Origin of the sequence: Phyllobacterium myrsinacearum (assembly GCF_002980555.1) — a bacterium.
GTDB lineage: Bacteria > Pseudomonadota > Alphaproteobacteria > Rhizobiales > Rhizobiaceae > Phyllobacterium > Phyllobacterium myrsinacearum.
Genome location: NZ_PVBT01000002.1, coordinates 635,817 through 654,151 on the forward strand (window position 1 = coordinate 635,817; position 18,335 = coordinate 654,151).

Here is an 18,335-nt window from a genome sequence, read left to right on the forward strand (position 1 = left end):
TCTATCGTGCCAGCCAGCCGCCATCGACGGGCAGCACGGTTCCGTGGACATAATCGGAGGCACGGGAAGCTAAAAACACTGCTGCGCCACCAATATCTGCGGGATTTCCCCAGCGGCCAGCCGGGATTCTGGCCAGAATCTGGGCGCTGCGGTCCTGATCGTCTCTGAGTGCCGTCGTGTTGTTGGTGACGAAATAGCCGGGAGCGATGGCATTGACGTTGACGCCCTTTGCAGCCCATTCGCATGCCAGAAGCCGGGTGATACCGGCCAGCCCGCTCTTGGAAGCGGTGTAGGACGGAATGCGAATGCCGCCCTGAAACGACAGAAGCGACGCAATATTGATGATCTTGCCCTGTCCGGCGGCAATCATGTGCCGGCCGGCGGCCTGGGCAAGAAAGAACGCCGATTTCAGATTGGTGTCGATGACGGCGTCCCAATCGGCTTCGGTGAAGTCGACGGCGTCGTTGCGGCGGATGATGCCGGCATTGTTGACGAGGATGTCCAGCTTGCCGAAGGTTTTCCGCGTTTCCTCGACGATGGCCGCGACCGGCGCGATGGTGCCAAGATCGGCTTTTATTTCATGGAAACCTGCGCCTGCTTTTTCAACAAAGGAACGGGTTTCGTCCATGGACGAGCGGCCAACCGCGGCGATGGATGCACCCGCCTCGGCGAGCGCCACCGCGATGCCCTGGCCGATGCCCGTATTGGCGCCGGTGACGATGGCAATCCTGCCGGATAGATCAAATGGCTGCGTCATCGATGTCACCGCAGCGCGCTGATGGGGATATGATCCATATCCGTGAAGCTTTTATTGTCGCCGCCCATGGCCCAGATGAATGCATAGTTCGAGGTGCCGACACCCGAATGGATGGACCAGCCTGGCGAGATGATCGCCTGCTCGTTGGCAACGACGAGATGACGCGTTTCGGAAGGGTCACCCATCATGTGGAACACGCGCTGATCGTTGGCGAGATCGAAATAGAGATAGGCCTCGGACCGCCGGTCGTGGGTGTGCGACGGCATGGTGTTCCACATGTTGCCGGGATCAAGCTGGGTCAAGCCCATGACCAGCTGGCAGCTGTCGCAGACCTCGGGATGAATATACTGGAATATCGTGCGCTTGTTTGATGTCAGCTGGTCGCCCAACCTGATGTGTTTTGCCCGCTCCGGCTTGATCAGCGTGCTTGGATGGGCGGCATGGGCCGGCGTCGAGAGCAGATAGAACTTTGCCGGGTTTGCCGGATCAATGCTTTCGAACACCACCTCCGCCACGCCTTTGCCGATGTAGAGGCAGTCCCGTGGATCGAGGGTGTGAATGGCGCCGTCGAGTGTCACACGGCCTGCGCCGCCGATGTTGATGACACCCATTTCGCGCTGGGCGAGGAAGAATTCCTGACCGATCGGCGTCGGTGCCGTCAATGTCAGCGGTTTGCTGGCAGGCAGGGCACCGCCAATGACGAGACGGTCGATGTGACTGTAGGTCAGTACGATTTCATCGGTTTCGAAAATGCTCTCAATGAGAAAGTGGCGGCGCAGATCGTCCGTGCCATAGGCACGCACGGCGTCGGGATGGGAAACCTGTCTGACTTCGATTTTCATGTCTTACCTTTGTGTGTTCTCTTTGTTGCGCCGGTCCGCGCATTATTCGTCGTCGATGAAGTAACTGGGATTGATGTTTCGCATCTCCTTCACCTCATTGAGCATCTGCCCGAGATGAAAGCCCATGGCTTCGACCGCATGCGCGGTGTCGTGGCGGCGGATACCGTCGAGAATGGCTTCATGCTCGACAATGACGCGGGTCAGGCGGCCGCGTTGCGGCAGGGTCAGACGCCGGTAGCGGTCGATCTGCATCTTTACTTGCTGGATGACATTCCAGATGCCAGGAAACCCCGCTATGGCATTGATCTGCAAATGAAAACTTGTGTCGGCCTGATGGAAAAGCTCATTGTCAGGCACGGCTTCAGCCAGGGTAAGCTCGGTGATGCTGGCCTCAAGACGCTTGATATCGGCGGCGTCTGCCTGTTCGGCAGCAAGCCTTACGGTGGTTTCTTCCAGCGATTTGCGAATGAGAATGGCTTCATAAAGCGCGCGGCGCGGAATGCGCGCCACGAAGGTTCCCGATTGCGGAAAAATGTCGATCAGGCCGTCATCGGCAAGGCGCAGCACGGCCTGATGAACAGGCGTGCGGCTGACGCCGAAATGGGCGGCGATGTCCTTCTCGGAGACGGGCTCCATGGGTTTGCGCCGGAGTGAAATAATGTCCTCGAGCAGTTCCTTGTAGATATGCGTTGCCGCACGCGGTGTTGCGGCGCGCTGTTGCACATAGGCGGTCTGCGAGGATGAAAGCGGATGCGTCCGGTCGCGCTTTCTGTCGGTGTCGCTGTTTTTTCTGTCATCCGTGAGCATGCTGCCTGTCCTCTCGTCCTGCGGTCGCCGTTCTGGCAATTGTTCCGCACGCATTGACGGATTTCCCGTGGTGTTCCGCAAGCCGTCGTCTCAATTGAAATATAAATATTCTAATATTTCAGTTTTGGCAAGGCGACGAAAAATGGTTGTGCACAGGGCGGCCCGCCGTAGCGGTGTCATGCACACAGACAGCATATGCCCAGGATGCATGCGCTCTGGCTGCATGCACTCAGGTTGCCTGTAGCCAGCAGCGGCGTTGACGGCCCGGCCGTTACCGGTTAGTGAAATTGGTTATGAAAATTGCAATGGTTCTCGTGGTGGTGCGATCGCGCATGGGCAGGATGGTTTGACCATCCGGCGTTAAGCACCCATGCGCGGCAAACAGGCTCCTGACGGGGCCTTTTTTTACGCCCGGATTTCACCGGTAGCCCCGTCGAACCCGTCCCTTCCAACCATTGCAACAAGGAACTGCCATGACAGGCAAATGTATCCATGATTCCGCGCGTGTTCCCATGACCGGGGCAGAGATTGTTCTCAAGGCACTGCGCGACAACGCGGTTGAACATATTTTCGGCTATCCGGGGGCAGCGGTGCTGCCCATCTATGACGAGATCTTCCAGCAAAGCGATATCCGGCACATACTGGTGCGCCATGAGCAGGGCGCCGGCCATGCCGCTGAAGGCTATGCCCGTTCGACCGGCAAGGTGGGCGTCATGCTGGTCACGTCGGGGCCGGGGGTTACCAATTCCGTCACGCCCCTGCAGGATGCGCTGATGGATTCCATTCCCATCGTGTGCCTGTCCGGGCAGGTGGCGACCACGCTGATCGGCTCCGACGCATTCCAGGAATGCGACACCGTCGGCATCACGCGGCCATGCACCAAGCACAACTGGCTGGTCACCGACGTCAACGATCTCGCCGCCACCATCCACGAGGCCTTCCGCATCGCGCGGTCAGGGCGTCCCGGGCCGGTTCTGGTGGATATGCCGAAGGATATCCTGCTTGCCAGCGGCTATTACACCGCCCGGTCTGCGGTTGAGGAGAGGGAGAGCTATCGTCCAACGACAGCGGGTAATGATGCACAGATACAGGCAGCCCTCGCGCTTCTGGTCAAAGCCCGCAAGCCCGTCATTTATAGCGGCGGCGGCGTCATCGGTTCCGGGCCAGCGGCGTCGGCTTTGCTGCGCGAATTTGCCGGGCTGACCGGCTTTCCCGTCACCTCGACGCTGATGGGGCTTGGCGCCTATCCGGCGTCGGGGCCGAACTGGCTGAAGATGCCGGGCCTGCACGGCTCCTATGAGGCCAATATGGCGATGCACGACTGTGACGTCATGCTGTGCATCGGCGCACGCTTCGATGACCGGGTTACAGCACGTATCGACGGTTTTTCACCGCAATCCAAGAAAATCCACATCGATATCGATCCTGCGTCCCTCAACAAGATCATAGCGGCTGACATTGCCATTCAAGGCGATGTCGGCCGCATTCTCAGCGAAATGCTGCGTCTCTGGAGGGCTCTGCCGGTTCAGCCGGATCAGCTGCGGCTGCGGGACTGGTGGCAGATGATCAACCGGTGGCGGTCCCGCAATTCCTTCACCTACACGATGGACCACGCGGTCATCATGCCGCAATACGCGCTTGAACGTCTTCATGTGCTGACCAGGGATCGCGATACCTACATCACCACGGAAGTGGGGCAGCATCAGATGTGGGCGGCGCAGTTTTACGGCATGGAAAGCCCAAATCGCTGGATGACGTCGGGCGGGCTCGGCACGATGGGCTATGGCCTACCCGCTGCAATCGGTGTGCAGATCGCTCATCCCGGCAGCCTCGTGATCGATATTGCCGGGGATGCATCGATCCAGATGACCATGAAGGAGCTGTCGACCGCGATCCAATACGAGGCGCCCGTCAAGGTCTTCATACTCAACAATGAGCATCTGGGTCTGGTCCGGCAATCGCAGGAGATTTTGCACGGCAACCGTCTCGCGCACTCCTATTCGGCGGCTTTGCCCGACTTCGTGAAGGTGGCCGAAGCTTTTGGCGCGGTCGGCCTGCGCTGCGACAAACCCGATGCGCTGGATGATGCGATCCAGGAAATGATCGATGTCAAACGGCCGGTGCTGTTTGACTGCCGGGTGGCCAGACTTGCCGGCTGTTTCCCGATGATCCGCCCCGGCAGGGCGCACAATGACATGCTGTTGCCGGACGAGATCACCGGCGCGTCCTTCCGCGGGCCAGTCGATCCGGCCAGCCAGGGGTTGGTGTAGCCGCTCGGATTATCGTTTCGCAAGGGAAGACGCAGCGCTGCAGGCATTGCGTCTTTTCCCGTTGCCGCCTCGCGGCCATGGCGTTCAAAAAATTCGATCGGCTATTTGACACGGTCCCGCATTCATGCTGAATTGGCACAATGGTCCAACCAATTGAGCAGGGCATTTCGTGATCAACCCGATTCTTTCACCGGTGCAGACATCATCCCGCGACGACGCGGTGCTGAATGCATTGGTGGATTTCGTTGCCAGCGAAGGGTTGAAGCCGGGAGACCGCCTGCCGACGGAACGGGTGCTGGCGGAATATCTGAAAGTCAGCCGCACGACCGTGCGTGAAGCGCTGACGCGCTGGCAGGAACTCGGACTTGTCGAGCGGCGGCAGGGCAGCGGCACCTATCTGCGCTCGGCCGTGACCCGCAACATGCTGCACATGCCGCTGACACTTCCCTCCGGCAATGATTTCAAGAGCCTGATGCACACGCTGGAAATCCGCCGCGGGCTCGAAGCGGAGGCCGCCGTTCTGTGCGCCGAGCGGGCAAGCGATGACGACATTGCCTTTATCGAGAAAAAGCTGGTCGTCATGGAAGAAGCCTTTCATGCCCGCGCCGGCATGTCTTCGGAGGAAGACTGGGATTTCCATCTGGCGATCTTCCAGACATCGGGGAATCCGCTGTTCGAACAGATCATTGCCGCGATGTATGAAATGTTTCACCGGTTCTGGGAGCATCCGCTTGGCGTGCGCGACTTCGGTCATGCGAGCTTTCCCTATCACCGTACCCTTTTCAACTGCATCGCGGCCCGTGATCCCGTCGGTGCGCGCGCCGAGGCATTGAAACTGATCGCCACGGTTGAAGATGACCTTCGACGCGGTGCTGCAAATCTCAGGAAACAGAGCAAGACATGAACGACAATCCCTTTTTCTATGATCAGGACCTGATGGCAGAGGCGGCGACACTGCTTGCCCATGACGCGCCATTTCCCGGCGGGTCCGTCGTTCCGCCCATCTATCAGACGTCGCTGTTCACCTTCGAAAACTATGCGGATATGGCCGATACCTTTGCCGGCCGCAAACGCCAGCCGATCTATTCGCGCGGCGACAATCCGACGGTCATGGAATTTGAAAGCAAGATCGCGGCACTGGAAGGCGCTGAGGCAGCCCGTGCATTCTCCAGCGGTATGGGTGCCATCAGCGCCACCGTGCTTGCCTTTGTCGGGGCAGGGGACCGGATCGTGGCCGTGCGCAACTGCTACGGTGATGCCTACCGCCTGTTCGAGCGCCTTTTGCCGCATCTCGGCATCAAGGTCGATTATGTCGATGGTTCCGATCCCGATGCGGTTGCCGCGGCGCTCCCCGGCGCCAAGCTGCTCTATCTCGAAAGTCCCAGCTCCATGATGTTCGAGCTGCAGGATATTGCGCATTACGCGCAGCTCGCCAAGCAGCATGGCGTTGTCACGACGATTGACAATTCCTATGCCACTCCGCTGTTCCAGAAGCCGATCAGCCATGGCATTGATCTTGTTCTGCATTCCGCCTCGAAATATCTCGGCGGCCATAGCGATACCGTGGCGGGCGTGGTGGCCGGCTCGCGTGAAATGATCGACCGCATCAATGGCCGTACCTATTCCTATCTCGGGGCAAAGCTTTCGCCCTTCGAGGCGTGGCTGCTGCTGCGCGGGTTGCGCACGCTGACATTGCGCCTGCCGCACCACATGAAGAGCGGCCTGACCATCGCGGAACGGCTGAAGGGGCGGGGTGACGTCGAACGCGTCATCCACCCGGCCTATTCCAACCATCCTGGTAAGGCAACGCTTACGGGGTACACCGGGCTGTTTTCCTTTGAGGTGACCGAGGATGTCGACGTGCCGGCGTTTGTCGATGCGTTGAAGCTGTTTCGCATCGGGGTGAGCTGGGGCGGCCATGAAAGCCTTGTCGTTCCGGCAATGGCCTCGCTGCAGCAGACGCCGGACGCCAATTCCATCGGGCGCTTCGGTGTCAGCCCGCGAACCATCCGTCTGCATGTGGGACTTGAAAATGTAGAGGAGCTCTGGGCCGACCTTGTGAATGCCCTGGATAAAGCCAAACGCTAATCAGAAAACCAAGTGGGAGCATAAAATGCAAAAAAGAATGGGAACATTTCTCGCCGGTGCCATGGCGGCATTGGCCATGACCGTATCGTCGGCCTTTGCCGACACGACCATCAAGATGGTCGAAGTGATCACCAGTCCGCCGCGCACGGAACTGCTGAAGAAGCAGATCGCGGGCTTCGAAAAGGCCAATCCGGGGATCAAGGTCGAGCTGGTCTCGCTGCCCTGGGGGCAGGCGTTCGAAAAATTTCTGACCATGGTTCAGGCGGGCGATACGCCCGACGTTGTTGAAATGCCGGAGCGCTGGCTCGGACTCTATGCCAACAACGGCCAGCTGGAGGATCTCGGCGCCTATATCGCGAAATGGAAGGACGGCGGTACGCTGGGCGAACGGGCAAAACAGTTCGGTTCCGTGGTCGACCACAAGCAGTACATGATCCCCTACGGCTATTATGTCCGCGCCATGTTCTGGAACAAGAAGCTGTTTGCCGAAGCGGGGCTCAAGGAAGCGCCGAAGACACTCGACGAATTCATGGAAGCCAACAAGAAGATTTCCGCGATCAAGGGCAAGTATGGCTATTGCCTGCGCGGCGGCCCCGGCGGCTTCAACGGCGTGCAGATGTTCATGAACATTGCCAATGGCAAGGGCGCCTATTTCAATGCCGACGGCACGGCGACCCTGAACGAGCCAGGCTCGGTCAAAGGTCTCGAAATGCTCGCGGAGATCTACAAGAAGGGCTATGCGCCGAAGGACAGTGTCAGCTGGGGTTTCAATGAAATCGTCACCGGCTTCTACTCTGGCACCTGCGCCATGCTCGACCAGGACCCGGATGCGCTGATCGGCATTGCCGAGAAGATGAAGAAGGAAGATTTCGGCGTCGCGCCGATGCCGACCGGACCGAGCGGCAAGTCCTATCCGACACTCGGTTATGCCGGATGGGCCATGTTCGCCAATTCCAAGGTCAAGGATGACGCCTGGAAGCTGATGGGCACGCTGCTGGCACCGGAAGACAATCTGGAATTTGCCAAGAATGTCGGCGTCTTGCCGATCCACAATGGAGCGGACAAGGATCCCTATTTCGGTTCGGAAAGCTTCAAGGGCTGGTTCCAGGAGCTGAGCGATCCGAAGACGTTCGAGTTCGTGACACCGCCGACCCATCTGGAAAATCTCGGCAACTTCTACGATTCCGTATCGGTGAAGAATTTCCAGGAAGTGCTGCTTGGCCAGAAGACAGCCAAGCAGGTTGCGGATGACTGGTCTGCGTTCCTGACCGAGCAGCAGCAAGCCTGGATGGCCAAGAACAAGAAATAAATCGACGGAATGCCCTGGCGCCAGCAACGCCGGGGCATTTTTCTCGTGACTTTCGCCAATCCGGGAATCCGGTGGTGAGGGACGGGGAACTATTTGCAAAAGAGGGGCCAAAAACATGGCAATGCAATCCACCGCGGCGCTGACGCCGCAACAGGAGAGAAGGGCAAGCAGCAGGCGCCGTTTCAGCGCTGCCTTCGAGCCGTGGCTCTATCTCAGTCCCGCGCTTGTCCTGCTGCTTGTCGTTCTGGTGGTTCCGCTGATTTTCGGCGTCAGCTACTCCTTCCGCAAGTTCTCGGCGTTCAAGTCGGACTATGTCGGATTGGCCCAGTACAAGGCCCTCTTGTCCGACCCGGTTCTCGGACAGGCCCTGATGAACACGTTGTGGTGGACGGTTGCCAGCCTGTTCCTGCAGTTCTTTCTCGGGCTGGGGCTGGCTCTGCTGCTCGACCGGCCGTTTTTCGGCAAGAAGGTCGTGCAGGCCATTGTTTTCCTGCCATGGGCTGTTCCGTCTTTCCTCTCCGGCCTGACCTGGGCCTGGCTGTTCAATCCCATTGTCGGGCCGCTGCCGCACTGGCTTTTCGCGCTTGGCCTGAAATCCGAGCCCACGAATATTCTTTCCGATCCGGCCACCGCGATGTGGGGGCCGATCATTGCCAATGTCTGGTTCGGCGTGCCGTTTTTCGCCATTACCCTGCTGGCGGCGCTGAAATCCATCCCCTCGGAGCTGCATGAAGCAGCGGCCATCGATGGCGCAAACCCTTGGCAGCGTTTCACCAGGGTAACGCTGCCGTTTCTGGCACCGACCATCGCCATCACCGTCATGCTGCGGACGATCTGGATCGCCACCTTTGCCGACCTCATCTACGTCATGACCGAAGGCGGCCCGGCCGGTTCGACCAATACGGTTGCGACCTATATCTATGTCAGCGCCTTCAAGACCCTGGACAAGGGCTATGCTTCGGCCGTTGCCGTGTTGCTTCTGGCGCTTCTCATCCTCTACGCGGTTGTGCTCATCCGCATCCGCCGCTCGCTTGTGAGGTATTCCTGATGATTGCCGGTCGTTCCCACAAAGCTCGTATTCTGGGCAGTATCGGTCTTTACGGCGCCGTTGCCGCCTATGTCATTTTCGCACTGTTTCCGCTGTTCTGGACGCTGAAGATTTCCGTCACCCCGCAATCGCTCCTGTATTCGGAAGGCATCACGCTGTGGCCGTCGTCGGCGACCTGGGAGAATTACAAGACCGTGCTGCGGGCGACCGACTTTCCCCGTTATTTCCTCAACAGCGTGATTGTTTCCGTCGTAACGGCGGTGCTTGTCACCATCATTGCGTCAGCAGCTGGCTATGCCATGTCGCGCTTCTCGTTCCGCGGCAAAACCACCGTGGCCGTGACCCTGCTGCTCACACAGACGTTTCCGCTGGTGATGGTCATTCCGCCGATTTACCGCATCATGGGTGAGCTCGGGCTGACCAACAGCCTGACAGGGCTGATCATCATCTACACGGCGTTCAACATCGCCTTTGCCACGTTCCTCATGCAATCATTCTTCGACGGCATTCCCAAGGACCTGGAGGAAGCCGCGATGATCGATGGCTGCAGCCGCAGCCAGGCGCTGCGCCGGGTCATCATTCCGCTCACCCTGCCGGGCATGGGTGCGACGCTCGGCTTCGTGTTCACGGCCGCATGGAGTGAACTGCTCTTTGCCCTGATGCTCATCAGCAGCGACAGTCAGAAAACCTTTGCCGTCGGCCTGCTCACCTTCATCGGCAAGTTCGCCGTCGACTGGGGGCAGATGATGGCGGCTTCGGTGCTCGCGCTCATTCCGGCCTGCCTGTTCTTCGGCTTCTTGCAACGCTACCTCGTGACCGGCCTGACCGCCGGTGCCGTCAAGGGATAATCGAAAGAGATAAGCTCATGGCTTCCGTCACCATTACCAATGTTCAGAAAAATTATGGCGCGATGAACGTGCTGTCCGCCGTGGACCTTTCCATCGCCGACGGCGAATTCGTGGTGCTCGTCGGCCCGTCCGGGTGCGGAAAGTCGACATTGCTGCGCATGATCGCCGGGCTGGAGGAAATCTCCGCCGGGGAAATCCGTATCGGCGAGCGCGTCGTCAATGACGTCGCCCCAAAAGACCGGGATATCGCCATGGTGTTCCAGTCCTATGCGCTCTATCCGCATATGGATGTGGCATCCAACATGGGTTTCAGCCTGCTATTGCGCAAAACCGCCAAGGATTTGGTTTTCGACCGCGTCGGGGCGGCCGCCAAGCGGCTCGGTCTCGATGTCTTCCTGCAGCGCCTGCCGCGCCAGCTTTCCGGCGGCCAGCGCCAGCGCGTGGCCATGGGCCGCGCCATCGTGCGCGATCCCCAGGTGTTTCTCTTCGATGAACCGTTGTCCAATCTCGACGCAAAATTGCGCGTCCACATGCGCACCGAGATCAAGGCGCTGCATCAGCAGCTGAAGACGACATCCGTCTATGTCACCCATGATCAGGTGGAAGCCATGACCATGGCCGACCGCATCGTGGTGATGCATGACGGGGTGATCCAGCAGGTCGGCACGCCACTCGAACTGTACGACCACCCGGCCAATCTCTTTGTGGCGGGCTTTATCGGGTCGCCCGGCATGAACTTCCTGCCTGCAGTCGTCAACCGCAGGGATGTCAAGGTCGAGGCGCAACTGAGCGATGGCCAGACAATTGCCCTCAATGCGGAACTGCCCGTTGAAGACGGCGAGCGGATAACCCTCGGCATCCGTCCGGAGAACATCGAGGTCGGCAGTTCGGATGCGTTGGAAGTCAAGATCCAGGTCATCGAGCCTCTGGGGCTGTCGACGCAGTTCTACACCACCCTGGCTGACGTGCAGGTCTGCATCTACGCAATGGGCCGGACCGACCGCAAGCCGGGAGATGCGATGCGCATCGGAATCCGCGCGGGCGACGTGCATGTTTTCAACCCGGCAACAGGGCAGAGGATTGATCCGGCGGCCTGACAGGGAAACATGGCGCTGCGGGTCTTTCAGGCGAGGAATTATTTTTTCCTGTACCCGCTATTTGTGGTATTAAATTCACAAATTCGCGTTTGATGACAGCGAATAGTGCCTGTGCATGCTTAGGACAAAGTGACATTTTCCAATCATCCGCCGAAAGGCTTGGAAACTCAGGATGGAAACAAAAAATGAACTGGCTCAAATCCCTACTCGTCGTTGGCGCTCTGCAGGCTCTGGCAATTGTGCCGATGCAAACCCAGGCGCAGGCGCAATCCAACCTTGAACAGATCAAGACGGCCGGCGTGCTCAAGATCGGCACGGAAGGCACCTATGCGCCGTTCACCTATCACGACACCACGGGCAAGCTGGTTGGCTTCGACGTGGAAATCGGCGAAGCCATTGCCAAGAACCTCGGCGTCAAGGCTGAGTTCCTCGAAGGCAAGTGGGATGGCCTGATCGCCGGGCTCGATGCCAAGCGCTATGACACGGTCATCAATCAGGTCGGTATCACCGAAGCCCGCAAGGCGAAGTATGATTTCTCCGAACCCTATATCGCCTCCAAGGCCGTGCTGATCACCAAGGGCGACAACACGGACATCAAGTCCTTCGCTGATCTCAAGGGCAAGAAATCCGCGCAGTCGCTGTCGAGCAATTTCGGCAAGATCGCCCAGAGCAATGGCGCGGAGCTTGTCGGCACCGACGGTTTTGACCAGTCAATCCAGCTTTTGCTCAGCGGACGCGCCGATGCGACGGTCAATGACAGCCTGTCCTTCCTCGATTTCAAGAAGCACAAGCCGGACGCCAATGTGAAGATCGCCGCAACCCAGGACAATGCCGATTTCTCCGGCATCATCATCCGCAAGGGTGAACCGGACCTGCTTGCCGCCATCAACAAGGCGCTTGAGACCATCAAGGCTGACGGGACATACAAGCAGATCGCCGACAAGTATTTCGGCCAGGACGTTTCGAAGTAAGCCTGTTTACGCCCGGAAAAAAGTACGCTCTAACAGGGCAGGGGGATCAAACTCCCTGCCTTTTCCTTTGAGGGAGATACAGCCTTGCCCCATTGGCTGGAACTTATGCTTGAATCTCTCGGGCCGCTCCTGTGGGCCGGGCTGATTTTCACCATTCCTCTGACGCTCTTGTCCTTTGTCCTCGGGCTGGCGGTTGGCCTGATTGCCGCGCTTGTCCGGCTCTTCGCCGCCTGGCCATTTGCCGCCATTGTCAAGTTCTATGTCTGGATCATCCGCGGCACGCCGCTGCTGGTGCAGCTGTTCCTGATTTTCTACGGGCTTCCCAGTGCCGGCATCGTGCTCGACGCCTTTACCGCCGCCTTGATCGGCTTCACCCTAAACATCGGCGCCTATACATCGGAAATCCTGCGTGCCGTGATTTCGTCCGTGCCGCGCGGGCAGTGGGAGGCAGCCTATTCCATCGGCATGACCTGGTCGCAGGCCATGCGCCGCACCATCCTGCCGCAGGCGGCGCGCGTGGCGGTGCCGCCGCTGTCGAACACCTTCATCTCCCTCGTTAAGGATACATCGCTGGCCGCAGCCATCACCGTTCCGGAGATGTTTCAGGCGGCGCAGCGCATCGTTGCCACCACCTATGAGCCGCTGATCCTCTATGTGGAGGCAGCGATCATCTATCTGATCTTGAGCTCGGTTCTCTCTTCCCTGCAGGCGCGGCTCGAACAGCGTCTCAATCGTTATGGCGGATTTCTGGAGGCACGGTCATGATGATTGAACTGAAGCATATCGAGAAGCGTTTCGGCGATCTCACCGTCCTCAAGAACGTTTCGCTGAGCATTGCGGAAGGCTCGGTCATGGCGCTGGTCGGACCCTCCGGCGGCGGCAAGAGCACCTTGCTGCGCTGCATGAATCTCCTGGAAATTCCCACTGCCGGTTCCGTGGAGATTGACGGTGACCGGCTGGATTTCCAGCCCGGCGTCAAGGTGACCACCAAGTCCATCCAGCTGGTGCGCCGGCATTCGGGCATGGTGTTCCAGAACTTTCAGCTGTTTCCGCATCGCACCGTGATCGAGAACGTCACGGAGGGTCTGACGACCGTTCTGAAATGGCCGAAGGAGAGGGCGCGGGAACGGGCCATGGCCCTGCTCGACAAGGTTGGCCTTGCGCACAAGGCGGACGTCTGGCCATCAACGCTTTCCGGCGGGCAACAGCAGCGCGTCGCCATTGCGCGCGCACTGGCACCATCGCCGAAAATCCTGCTCTGCGACGAACCGACATCGGCGCTCGATCCCGAACTCTCGGGTGAAGTCGTCGATGTGCTCGCCCAGCTCGCGCGCGAGGGAACGACCATGGTCATGGCAACGCATGATCTGCGCCTGGCCTCGCGCATCGCCAATCAGGCCATCGTGCTGGATGGCGGCGTGATCGTGGAGACCGGCACGTCGCACGATATCTTCACCCAGCCGAAGCAGGAACGCACCAAACGCTTCATCGCGACGCTGACCCATGAGGGCCATATGCACGGCGAGGGTATTTGAGAACTGTCAGGGCGGTTTGACGTCTGTCGGAACATTGATCGTCCACTGGACGCCAAACCAGTCTGCCGGCTTGCCGGGGAAATCGCTACAAAAATCGCATAAGAGTAGTTATGGAACTACCTCTTGCTGCCATCATGCAGATATTTCCTGACAATGGCCAAGGCGATCAGCTCTGTTCATGCACCGGCGCACCGCTGCGCCAGCCGGTTTCACCGGTCGAATACCGCAGCCGCTTGTCCTGGTACATCTGCAGGTCGGCGCGCTTTGCCACGGCTTCCAGTTTCTCGCCGGCGGCACTGGTCGCCCAGCCGATCGAAAAACTCAGCGGAATATTGGAATAATACTGGTTGTTGATCTCGATCAGGCTGACAATTTCCTCGACGACCGCCACCGCACCGGGTTCATCGACTGCCGGCAGAAGCACCGCAAATTCATCGCCGCCGATCCGCGCCGCATAGTGCGGCGGTTTCACGGCTTCGCTGAGGATTTCGCCGGCCCGGCGCAGGAGCCCGTCGCCGACACCGTGTCCCCATTGATCATTGGTGGTCTTCAACCCGTTGAGATCGAGAATGATGATGGAGACCGGAAAGAACTCGCGCCGCTCCAGCCGGTTCAACTCGTCGACGTAGAAAGCGCGGTTGTGCAGGCGCGTCAGCACGTCGTGCTTGCCCAGATATTCGAGATAGGCCTCGGCTTTCTTGCGCGCGGTGATATCTGTCAGCGATATCTGAACGAGTGACCAGTCCGTTTCATGCCCGGGCAACACGGAAAACTGCAGAAGGACATGGCGTTCGGATCCGTCGAGCGCGTAATTGACCGTCTCCCGTTGATGGAACAGCTTGCCGTTCCACAGGTCGATCAGCTGCTCGCGGAAATGCACGTTCATCTCGTCCTTGAACACATCGGGCAAACGGCGCAGCAAGGTCATGGCGTCCGGCGCCTGAAACAGCTTGAGCGTTTCCCGGTTGACGTCAATGACACGGATTTCGCTGGCGCATTGCTGGACGAATTCCGGATGAACATCGGTGAAAACCCGGAAGTCTTCAATGCCGCGGTTGCGCAGCCCGTCGAGCAGCTTCTTGATCTTACTGAAATCCTCGACCCACAGCGATACGGGAGAATGCTCAAAGAGCCCTTCGGCATAGCGCTGGCTTGCCGCATGCTGGCGTCTGGCCTCTTCCCGGTCGGTCACGTCCTCGATGGAGATCAGGACTTTGTCCCAGCTTGTCTCATATCCGGGCAGGACCTTGCCGCGCAGCTGGATATCGAGCCGCTTGCCGGACAGTGAATAATTCACGGTGTCGCTGGAAAATTCGCCCTTGCCTTGCCAAAGCTGCGCCAGCTCCTGCACATGGGTCTGCAGCATGTCGTCGCGGAAAATGGCGCCGAGATTGGCGACAAGCTCGCTAAAATCAGCAGCTTCAAACAGCGACAGCGTCTTCCTGTTGACCTTGATGACGCGGATAAGCCGCGCGCAATCGCGCACCCGGTTTTCATCCTCCCGCAAATAGGATGCGATGTCGCCGACACCGGCTTGCCGGAGCGACTCGAAGAATGTCCGGACCGCGCTGAAATCTTCCAGCCAGAGGGAAATGGGGGCAAGATCAAATGCGTCTATGTCGTCCTGATGCAAATTCAACTTGTCCATCGAATTCAATCTCCCGGCCGGAGGAATATGGTTAATATTCCCGCCTGATTGGCAGCTTTGCAGCCATTGTCAACTACCTCAAGTTGAGTTCGCTGCAAATTGCAACGGTTCCCGCTGATATGTGTCTGGAAACACGCATCGGCGCGGCAGATATCGGCCCACAGGAGGTCCAGCCACCCCTTCCCGGCCGCCTCTAGTCCGTTGGTCTAGTTTTCAGTCAGTTTGATCTGATGTAGGCTTTTGTGCAGGGGATAATCCAATGGAGGATGATGATGACAAACCCTGCCTGTGCACTTGCGAGAGGCGATGGAGAGGCTCCGGTAGCCATAGCTGTTGGTTGCACTTCGGTATCGCGGCAGCCGGGGGTGACCTCACGATGTGGCGATAGCCAGAAAACCGGTTGAAACACGGCGTTTTCCCGTCGCCCATCTTGCCCGCGGACAGGACGGTTCGCGGGCTTGCGATCGCCCAGACGATGGGTGCCGTCGCCGCCGGTGTGTATTTTTCCAGTTCTGCCTTGTTCTTTTCCAGAGCATCCGGTTTGGCGCCCCTCGAAATAGGCCTTGGCTTCACGCTTGCCGGGCTTGTCAGCTTGCTCGTGCCGTTGCCCTTCGGCATTCTTGCCGATCGCTGGAACGCGCGCAACATTGCGGCGTGGCTGACCGTTGGAGCCGGCATCAGCGACTGGATTTTCCTGCTGGTTAGCGGGTTCACGGCCTTTATCATAACCGCCTGCTGCTTTGCCGCATGTCTGCGTGGCGCCATGACCGCGCACATGGCGATGATAGCGACCTTTATTGACGCCAGCCAGCGCACGCAAACGAGCGCGTATCTGCGTGCGCTTGGCAATTGCGGCCTATCGGCTGGCCTTTGCCCTTGGCGGGGCCATTTCCCTCGCGGCTGCCACCGCCTATCGGTTGCTGCCATCGGTAATGCCTAGGACTGCCTCCGCTCAAAGAGGCTCCTCGCTCACTGTGCTGAGGGACCGGCCCTACGTGGTTCTGACGCTGCTCAACACGGTCATTCTTCTCTATATTCCTCTGCTGAACATGGCTCTGCCCCTGTGGATTGCCCTGCACACCCATGCACCGCTTTGGATCGCTTCAGTCCTCTATGGCCTGAACACGGTCAGTGTCATGTTGATGCAGGTGGGGCTGGCACGCCGGGTCACCAATGCTTGCGAGGCGCGCAGGTCCATCTTTTTTGCCACGCTTCTGTTGTGTGCGGCCTGTTTCTTATTTGCGGCAATGGCCATGCCGTCGGCGGTATGGCTGACGGTGGTGCTCGCTCTGCTGGCAGCCTTGCTGCATGTGTTGGGTGAAATGATGCACATGGCCGGAGCCTGGGATCTGAGCTTCCGGCTGGCGCCGCCGGGACTGGAAGGCGAATATCAGGGTTTCTTCAACATCAGCTCTGCGGCCGCTGAAATGTTCGGCCCCATTCTGCTCACGGCTCTGCTCGTTGGTTGGGGTTGGCCGGGCTGGGTGCTTCTGGCCATTGCCTTTCCAGCAGCCGGTTTCGTCATCATGGTCTTATTCGGCAGGCAAGCATATCTACCACGCGATCTTTCAGATTGAGGCGGGCAAGATTGTCACAACCGCACGGGCGGATCGAAACGCCCCTTCCCGGCCAGTTCGATCAGAAATGTCTTGCCGGCGTTGGGATCGGATTTTTGCTCCGCTTCCGTCATGTCATGATAGGCGGTGGTGATCACCAGGGTTGCGGAGTCGGCGTCGATGAACGCCGGGCAGGATGGTTGCCGTGCCGGGGTTGCGATCGAATGGATCCTTTTGCCATCGGGCGAATAGACATCGATATGCGAGCGGCCCCAGCAGGCATTCCAAAGATTGCCGTCGCGGTCGACGACGGATCCGTCGATACCGCCGGCGTCCTTGTGCTGGTAAAAGACCGCAGGTTCGCCCACGGGCAAACCGGTCTGCGGGTCCGTATCAACCCGCCAGATGATGTTGCGGGTGGTATCGGCGAAATAGCTGATGCGCCCGTCCGGCGAGAAGCAGATCGAATTGGTGATCGAAATGCCGGTGAAAAGGGTGCGCAGCTGCCCTTCCCGGTACCAATAGATCGATCCTGCCCCCTTCTGCGATTTCTTGCCCATGGTGCCGATCCAGAAGGCGCCCGCCGGATGGACGCGGGCATCGTTTGAGCGGGTCACCGGATTATCCGCCTCGATGGGCTGGTGCATGACGGTGTGCCCGGTCTTGCGGTCGCGGATGAACAGGCCGGTTTCCGTCGCGATCAACTGGCGGTCCGCATCGATCACCGCGAGCGCGCTCGCCATCTGGCCGAGCGGGTGGATTGTCGCCGGACCACCGGCGCGCGGCTTCTCGAAAAGCCGGCCGGTGACGATATCGAACCACCAGATCGTGCCTGTCAGCGGATCGTAGCCGGGGCCTTCGCCCAGTTCGCAGGGCACGTCGTAGAGGATGCTGATCTTCGGCTGATCCATGGTCAGGCTCCGACGGGAAAGATGCGGTCATAGGCTTCGACCGTGGCCTTTGCCCGTTCGGCGACATCGGAAGACGATACGCCGATCTTGTACAGGCTTGAACCGAGGCCGAAGGTGCGAACCCCGATTTTGGCGTAGGCGGCAAAACTGTTCTCATCGACACCGCCCACAGCGCCAATGACCGTTCCCTTCGGCAGAATGGCACTGATCGCCTTGATGCCGTCCGGTCCAAGGACGCTTGCCGGGAAAAACTTGAGGCCCGAGGCGCCGGCCTTCAAGGCGGCCAGCGCTTCCGTCGGCGTGAATACGCCGGGCATGGTGACCATCCCGGCCCGGGCGGCAGCCGCCAGCACGGCTGCATCGACATTGGGGCTGATCATCAGGCGGCCGCCGGCCGCATCGAGCCGCGCAATGTCGGCGGGGTCAAGCACGGTCCCTGCCCCGATCAGGACGTGGGATGGCAGTGTCTTCGCCAGAAGCTCGATGGACTGGAATGGTTCGGGTGAATTCAGCGGGACCTCGATGACATCGATACCGGCTTTGACCAGTTCTTCGCCGATGGCCAGCACTTCATCCGGCTTGACGCCGCGCAGGATGGCGATGAGATCGCGCTTGAGTTTCGGCCAGGGAGCGGACGATTGGGACATG

Annotated in this window: 16 protein-coding genes and 1 pseudogene; 11 read left to right on the plus strand and 6 right to left on the minus strand. The window is 59.3% G+C overall.

What is annotated here, in order from left to right:
• Position 1: 1 nt before the first annotated feature.
• From kduD to C5750_RS09825, 3 genes are read right to left on the minus strand one after another with little or no spacing between them, the layout of a single operon-like run.
• Positions 2-757 (minus strand): 2-dehydro-3-deoxy-D-gluconate 5-dehydrogenase KduD, encoded by a 756-nt coding sequence (gene kduD / locus C5750_RS09815; RefSeq protein ID WP_105733672.1) that lies wholly within the window; start codon positions 755-757, stop codon positions 2-4.
• A 5-nt stretch (positions 758-762) separates the two neighbouring features.
• Positions 763-1,599: a 5-dehydro-4-deoxy-D-glucuronate isomerase gene (gene kduI / locus C5750_RS09820; protein WP_105733673.1), complete on the minus strand. Its 837-nt coding sequence runs from the start codon at positions 1,597-1,599 to the stop codon at positions 763-765.
• A 42-nt stretch (positions 1,600-1,641) separates the two neighbouring features.
• Complete coding sequence (locus C5750_RS09825; RefSeq protein WP_105733674.1) at positions 1,642-2,406, minus strand: GntR family transcriptional regulator; 765 nt, start codon at positions 2,404-2,406, stop codon at positions 1,642-1,644.
• Positions 2,407-2,918: 512 nt separating this feature from the next.
• On the opposite strand from C5750_RS09825, the gene C5750_RS09830 reads away from it, so the two are divergent.
• The 10 genes from C5750_RS09830 to C5750_RS09875 all read left to right on the plus strand — a co-directional run bounded on the left by C5750_RS09830 (position 2,919) and on the right by C5750_RS09875 (position 13,572).
• Positions 2,919-4,676: an acetolactate synthase 3 large subunit gene (locus C5750_RS09830; RefSeq protein ID WP_105733888.1), complete on the plus strand. Its 1,758-nt coding sequence runs from the start codon at positions 2,919-2,921 to the stop codon at positions 4,674-4,676.
• A 169-nt stretch (positions 4,677-4,845) separates the two neighbouring features.
• Entirely contained in the window at positions 4,846-5,580 is a 735-nt protein-coding gene (locus tag C5750_RS09835; protein ID WP_425350437.1) for a FadR/GntR family transcriptional regulator, read from the plus strand.
• A complete protein-coding gene (locus C5750_RS09840) occupies positions 5,577-6,764 on the plus strand; it encodes a PLP-dependent transferase (RefSeq protein WP_105733675.1) in 1,188 nt (395 codons plus the stop codon). Before C5750_RS09835 ends, C5750_RS09840 begins: the two co-directional genes overlap by 4 nt.
• Positions 6,765-6,789: 25 nt before the next feature.
• Positions 6,790-8,073, plus strand: coding sequence for an ABC transporter substrate-binding protein (locus tag C5750_RS09845; protein ID WP_105733676.1), 1,284 nt, complete (start codon positions 6,790-6,792; stop codon positions 8,071-8,073).
• A 115-nt stretch (positions 8,074-8,188) separates the two neighbouring features.
• Entirely contained in the window at positions 8,189-9,121 is a 933-nt protein-coding gene (locus tag C5750_RS09850) for a carbohydrate ABC transporter permease (protein ID WP_162800173.1), read from the plus strand.
• Positions 9,121-9,969 (plus strand): carbohydrate ABC transporter permease, encoded by an 849-nt coding sequence (locus tag C5750_RS09855; protein ID WP_105733677.1) that lies wholly within the window; start codon positions 9,121-9,123, stop codon positions 9,967-9,969. Before C5750_RS09850 ends, C5750_RS09855 begins: the two co-directional genes overlap by 1 nt.
• A gap of 17 nt (positions 9,970-9,986) precedes the next feature.
• Complete coding sequence (locus tag C5750_RS09860; RefSeq protein WP_105733678.1) at positions 9,987-11,066, plus strand: ABC transporter ATP-binding protein; 1,080 nt, start codon at positions 9,987-9,989, stop codon at positions 11,064-11,066.
• Between the two features lie 185 nt (positions 11,067-11,251).
• On the plus strand, positions 11,252-12,037 hold the full coding sequence (locus C5750_RS09865; RefSeq protein WP_105733679.1) for an amino acid ABC transporter substrate-binding protein: 786 nt from the start codon (positions 11,252-11,254) through the stop codon (positions 12,035-12,037).
• Positions 12,038-12,121: 84 nt separating this feature from the next.
• Entirely contained in the window at positions 12,122-12,802 is a 681-nt protein-coding gene (locus C5750_RS09870; protein ID WP_105733680.1) for an amino acid ABC transporter permease, read from the plus strand.
• Entirely contained in the window at positions 12,802-13,572 is a 771-nt protein-coding gene (locus C5750_RS09875; RefSeq protein ID WP_105733891.1) for an amino acid ABC transporter ATP-binding protein, read from the plus strand. The genes C5750_RS09870 and C5750_RS09875 overlap by 1 nt, the downstream gene beginning before the upstream one ends.
• A gap of 166 nt (positions 13,573-13,738) precedes the next feature.
• Here the strand turns inward: C5750_RS09875 and C5750_RS09880 are convergent, their stop codons facing one another.
• Positions 13,739-15,220 carry a sensor domain-containing diguanylate cyclase gene (locus tag C5750_RS09880; RefSeq protein ID WP_105733681.1) on the minus strand — a complete coding sequence of 494 codons (1,482 nt, stop codon included), beginning with the start codon at positions 15,218-15,220 and terminating at the stop codon, positions 13,739-13,741.
• 475 nt (positions 15,221-15,695) lie between these two features.
• Here C5750_RS09880 and C5750_RS09890 point away from each other — a divergent pair.
• A pseudogene (locus tag C5750_RS09890) lies at positions 15,696-16,797 on the plus strand (MFS transporter).
• 14 nt (positions 16,798-16,811) lie between these two features.
• Here the strand turns inward: C5750_RS09890 and C5750_RS09895 are convergent.
• A complete protein-coding gene (locus C5750_RS09895) occupies positions 16,812-17,687 on the minus strand; it encodes an SMP-30/gluconolactonase/LRE family protein (protein ID WP_105733684.1) in 876 nt (291 codons plus the stop codon).
• 2 nt (positions 17,688-17,689) lie between these two features.
• The gene (locus tag C5750_RS09900) at positions 17,690-18,334 is read right to left on the minus strand and encodes a 2-dehydro-3-deoxy-6-phosphogalactonate aldolase (RefSeq protein ID WP_105733685.1); all 645 of its coding nucleotides are present in this window, start codon (positions 18,332-18,334) and stop codon (positions 17,690-17,692) included.
• Position 18,335 lies beyond the last annotated feature (1 nt).

Bases quoted from the DNA above. Each gene is read 5' to 3' on its own strand.
- kduD (WP_105733672.1), bottom strand. From the start codon at position 757: ATGACGCAGCCATTTGATCTATCCGGCAGGATTGCCATCGTCACCGGC.
- kduI (WP_105733673.1), bottom strand. From the start codon at position 1,599: ATGAAAATCGAAGTCAGACAGGTTTCCCATCCCGACGCCGTGCGTGCC.
- C5750_RS09825 (WP_105733674.1), bottom strand. From the start codon at position 2,406: ATGCTCACGGATGACAGAAAAAACAGCGACACCGACAGAAAGCGCGAC.
- C5750_RS09830 (WP_105733888.1), top strand. From the start codon at position 2,919: ATGACCGGGGCAGAGATTGTTCTCAAGGCACTGCGCGACAACGCGGTT.
- C5750_RS09840 (WP_105733675.1), top strand. From the start codon at position 5,577: ATGAACGACAATCCCTTTTTCTATGATCAGGACCTGATGGCAGAGGCG.
- C5750_RS09845 (WP_105733676.1), top strand. From the start codon at position 6,790: ATGCAAAAAAGAATGGGAACATTTCTCGCCGGTGCCATGGCGGCATTG.
- C5750_RS09850 (WP_162800173.1), top strand. From the start codon at position 8,189: ATGGCAATGCAATCCACCGCGGCGCTGACGCCGCAACAGGAGAGAAGG.
- C5750_RS09855 (WP_105733677.1), top strand. From the start codon at position 9,121: ATGATTGCCGGTCGTTCCCACAAAGCTCGTATTCTGGGCAGTATCGGT.
- C5750_RS09860 (WP_105733678.1), top strand. From the start codon at position 9,987: ATGGCTTCCGTCACCATTACCAATGTTCAGAAAAATTATGGCGCGATG.
- C5750_RS09865 (WP_105733679.1), top strand. From the start codon at position 11,252: ATGAACTGGCTCAAATCCCTACTCGTCGTTGGCGCTCTGCAGGCTCTG.
- C5750_RS09875 (WP_105733891.1), top strand. From the start codon at position 12,802: ATGATTGAACTGAAGCATATCGAGAAGCGTTTCGGCGATCTCACCGTC.
- C5750_RS09880 (WP_105733681.1), bottom strand. From the start codon at position 15,220: ATGGACAAGTTGAATTTGCATCAGGACGACATAGACGCATTTGATCTT.
- C5750_RS09895 (WP_105733684.1), bottom strand. From the start codon at position 17,687: ATGGATCAGCCGAAGATCAGCATCCTCTACGACGTGCCCTGCGAACTG.
- C5750_RS09900 (WP_105733685.1), bottom strand. From the start codon at position 18,334: ATGTCCCAATCGTCCGCTCCCTGGCCGAAACTCAAGCGCGATCTCATC.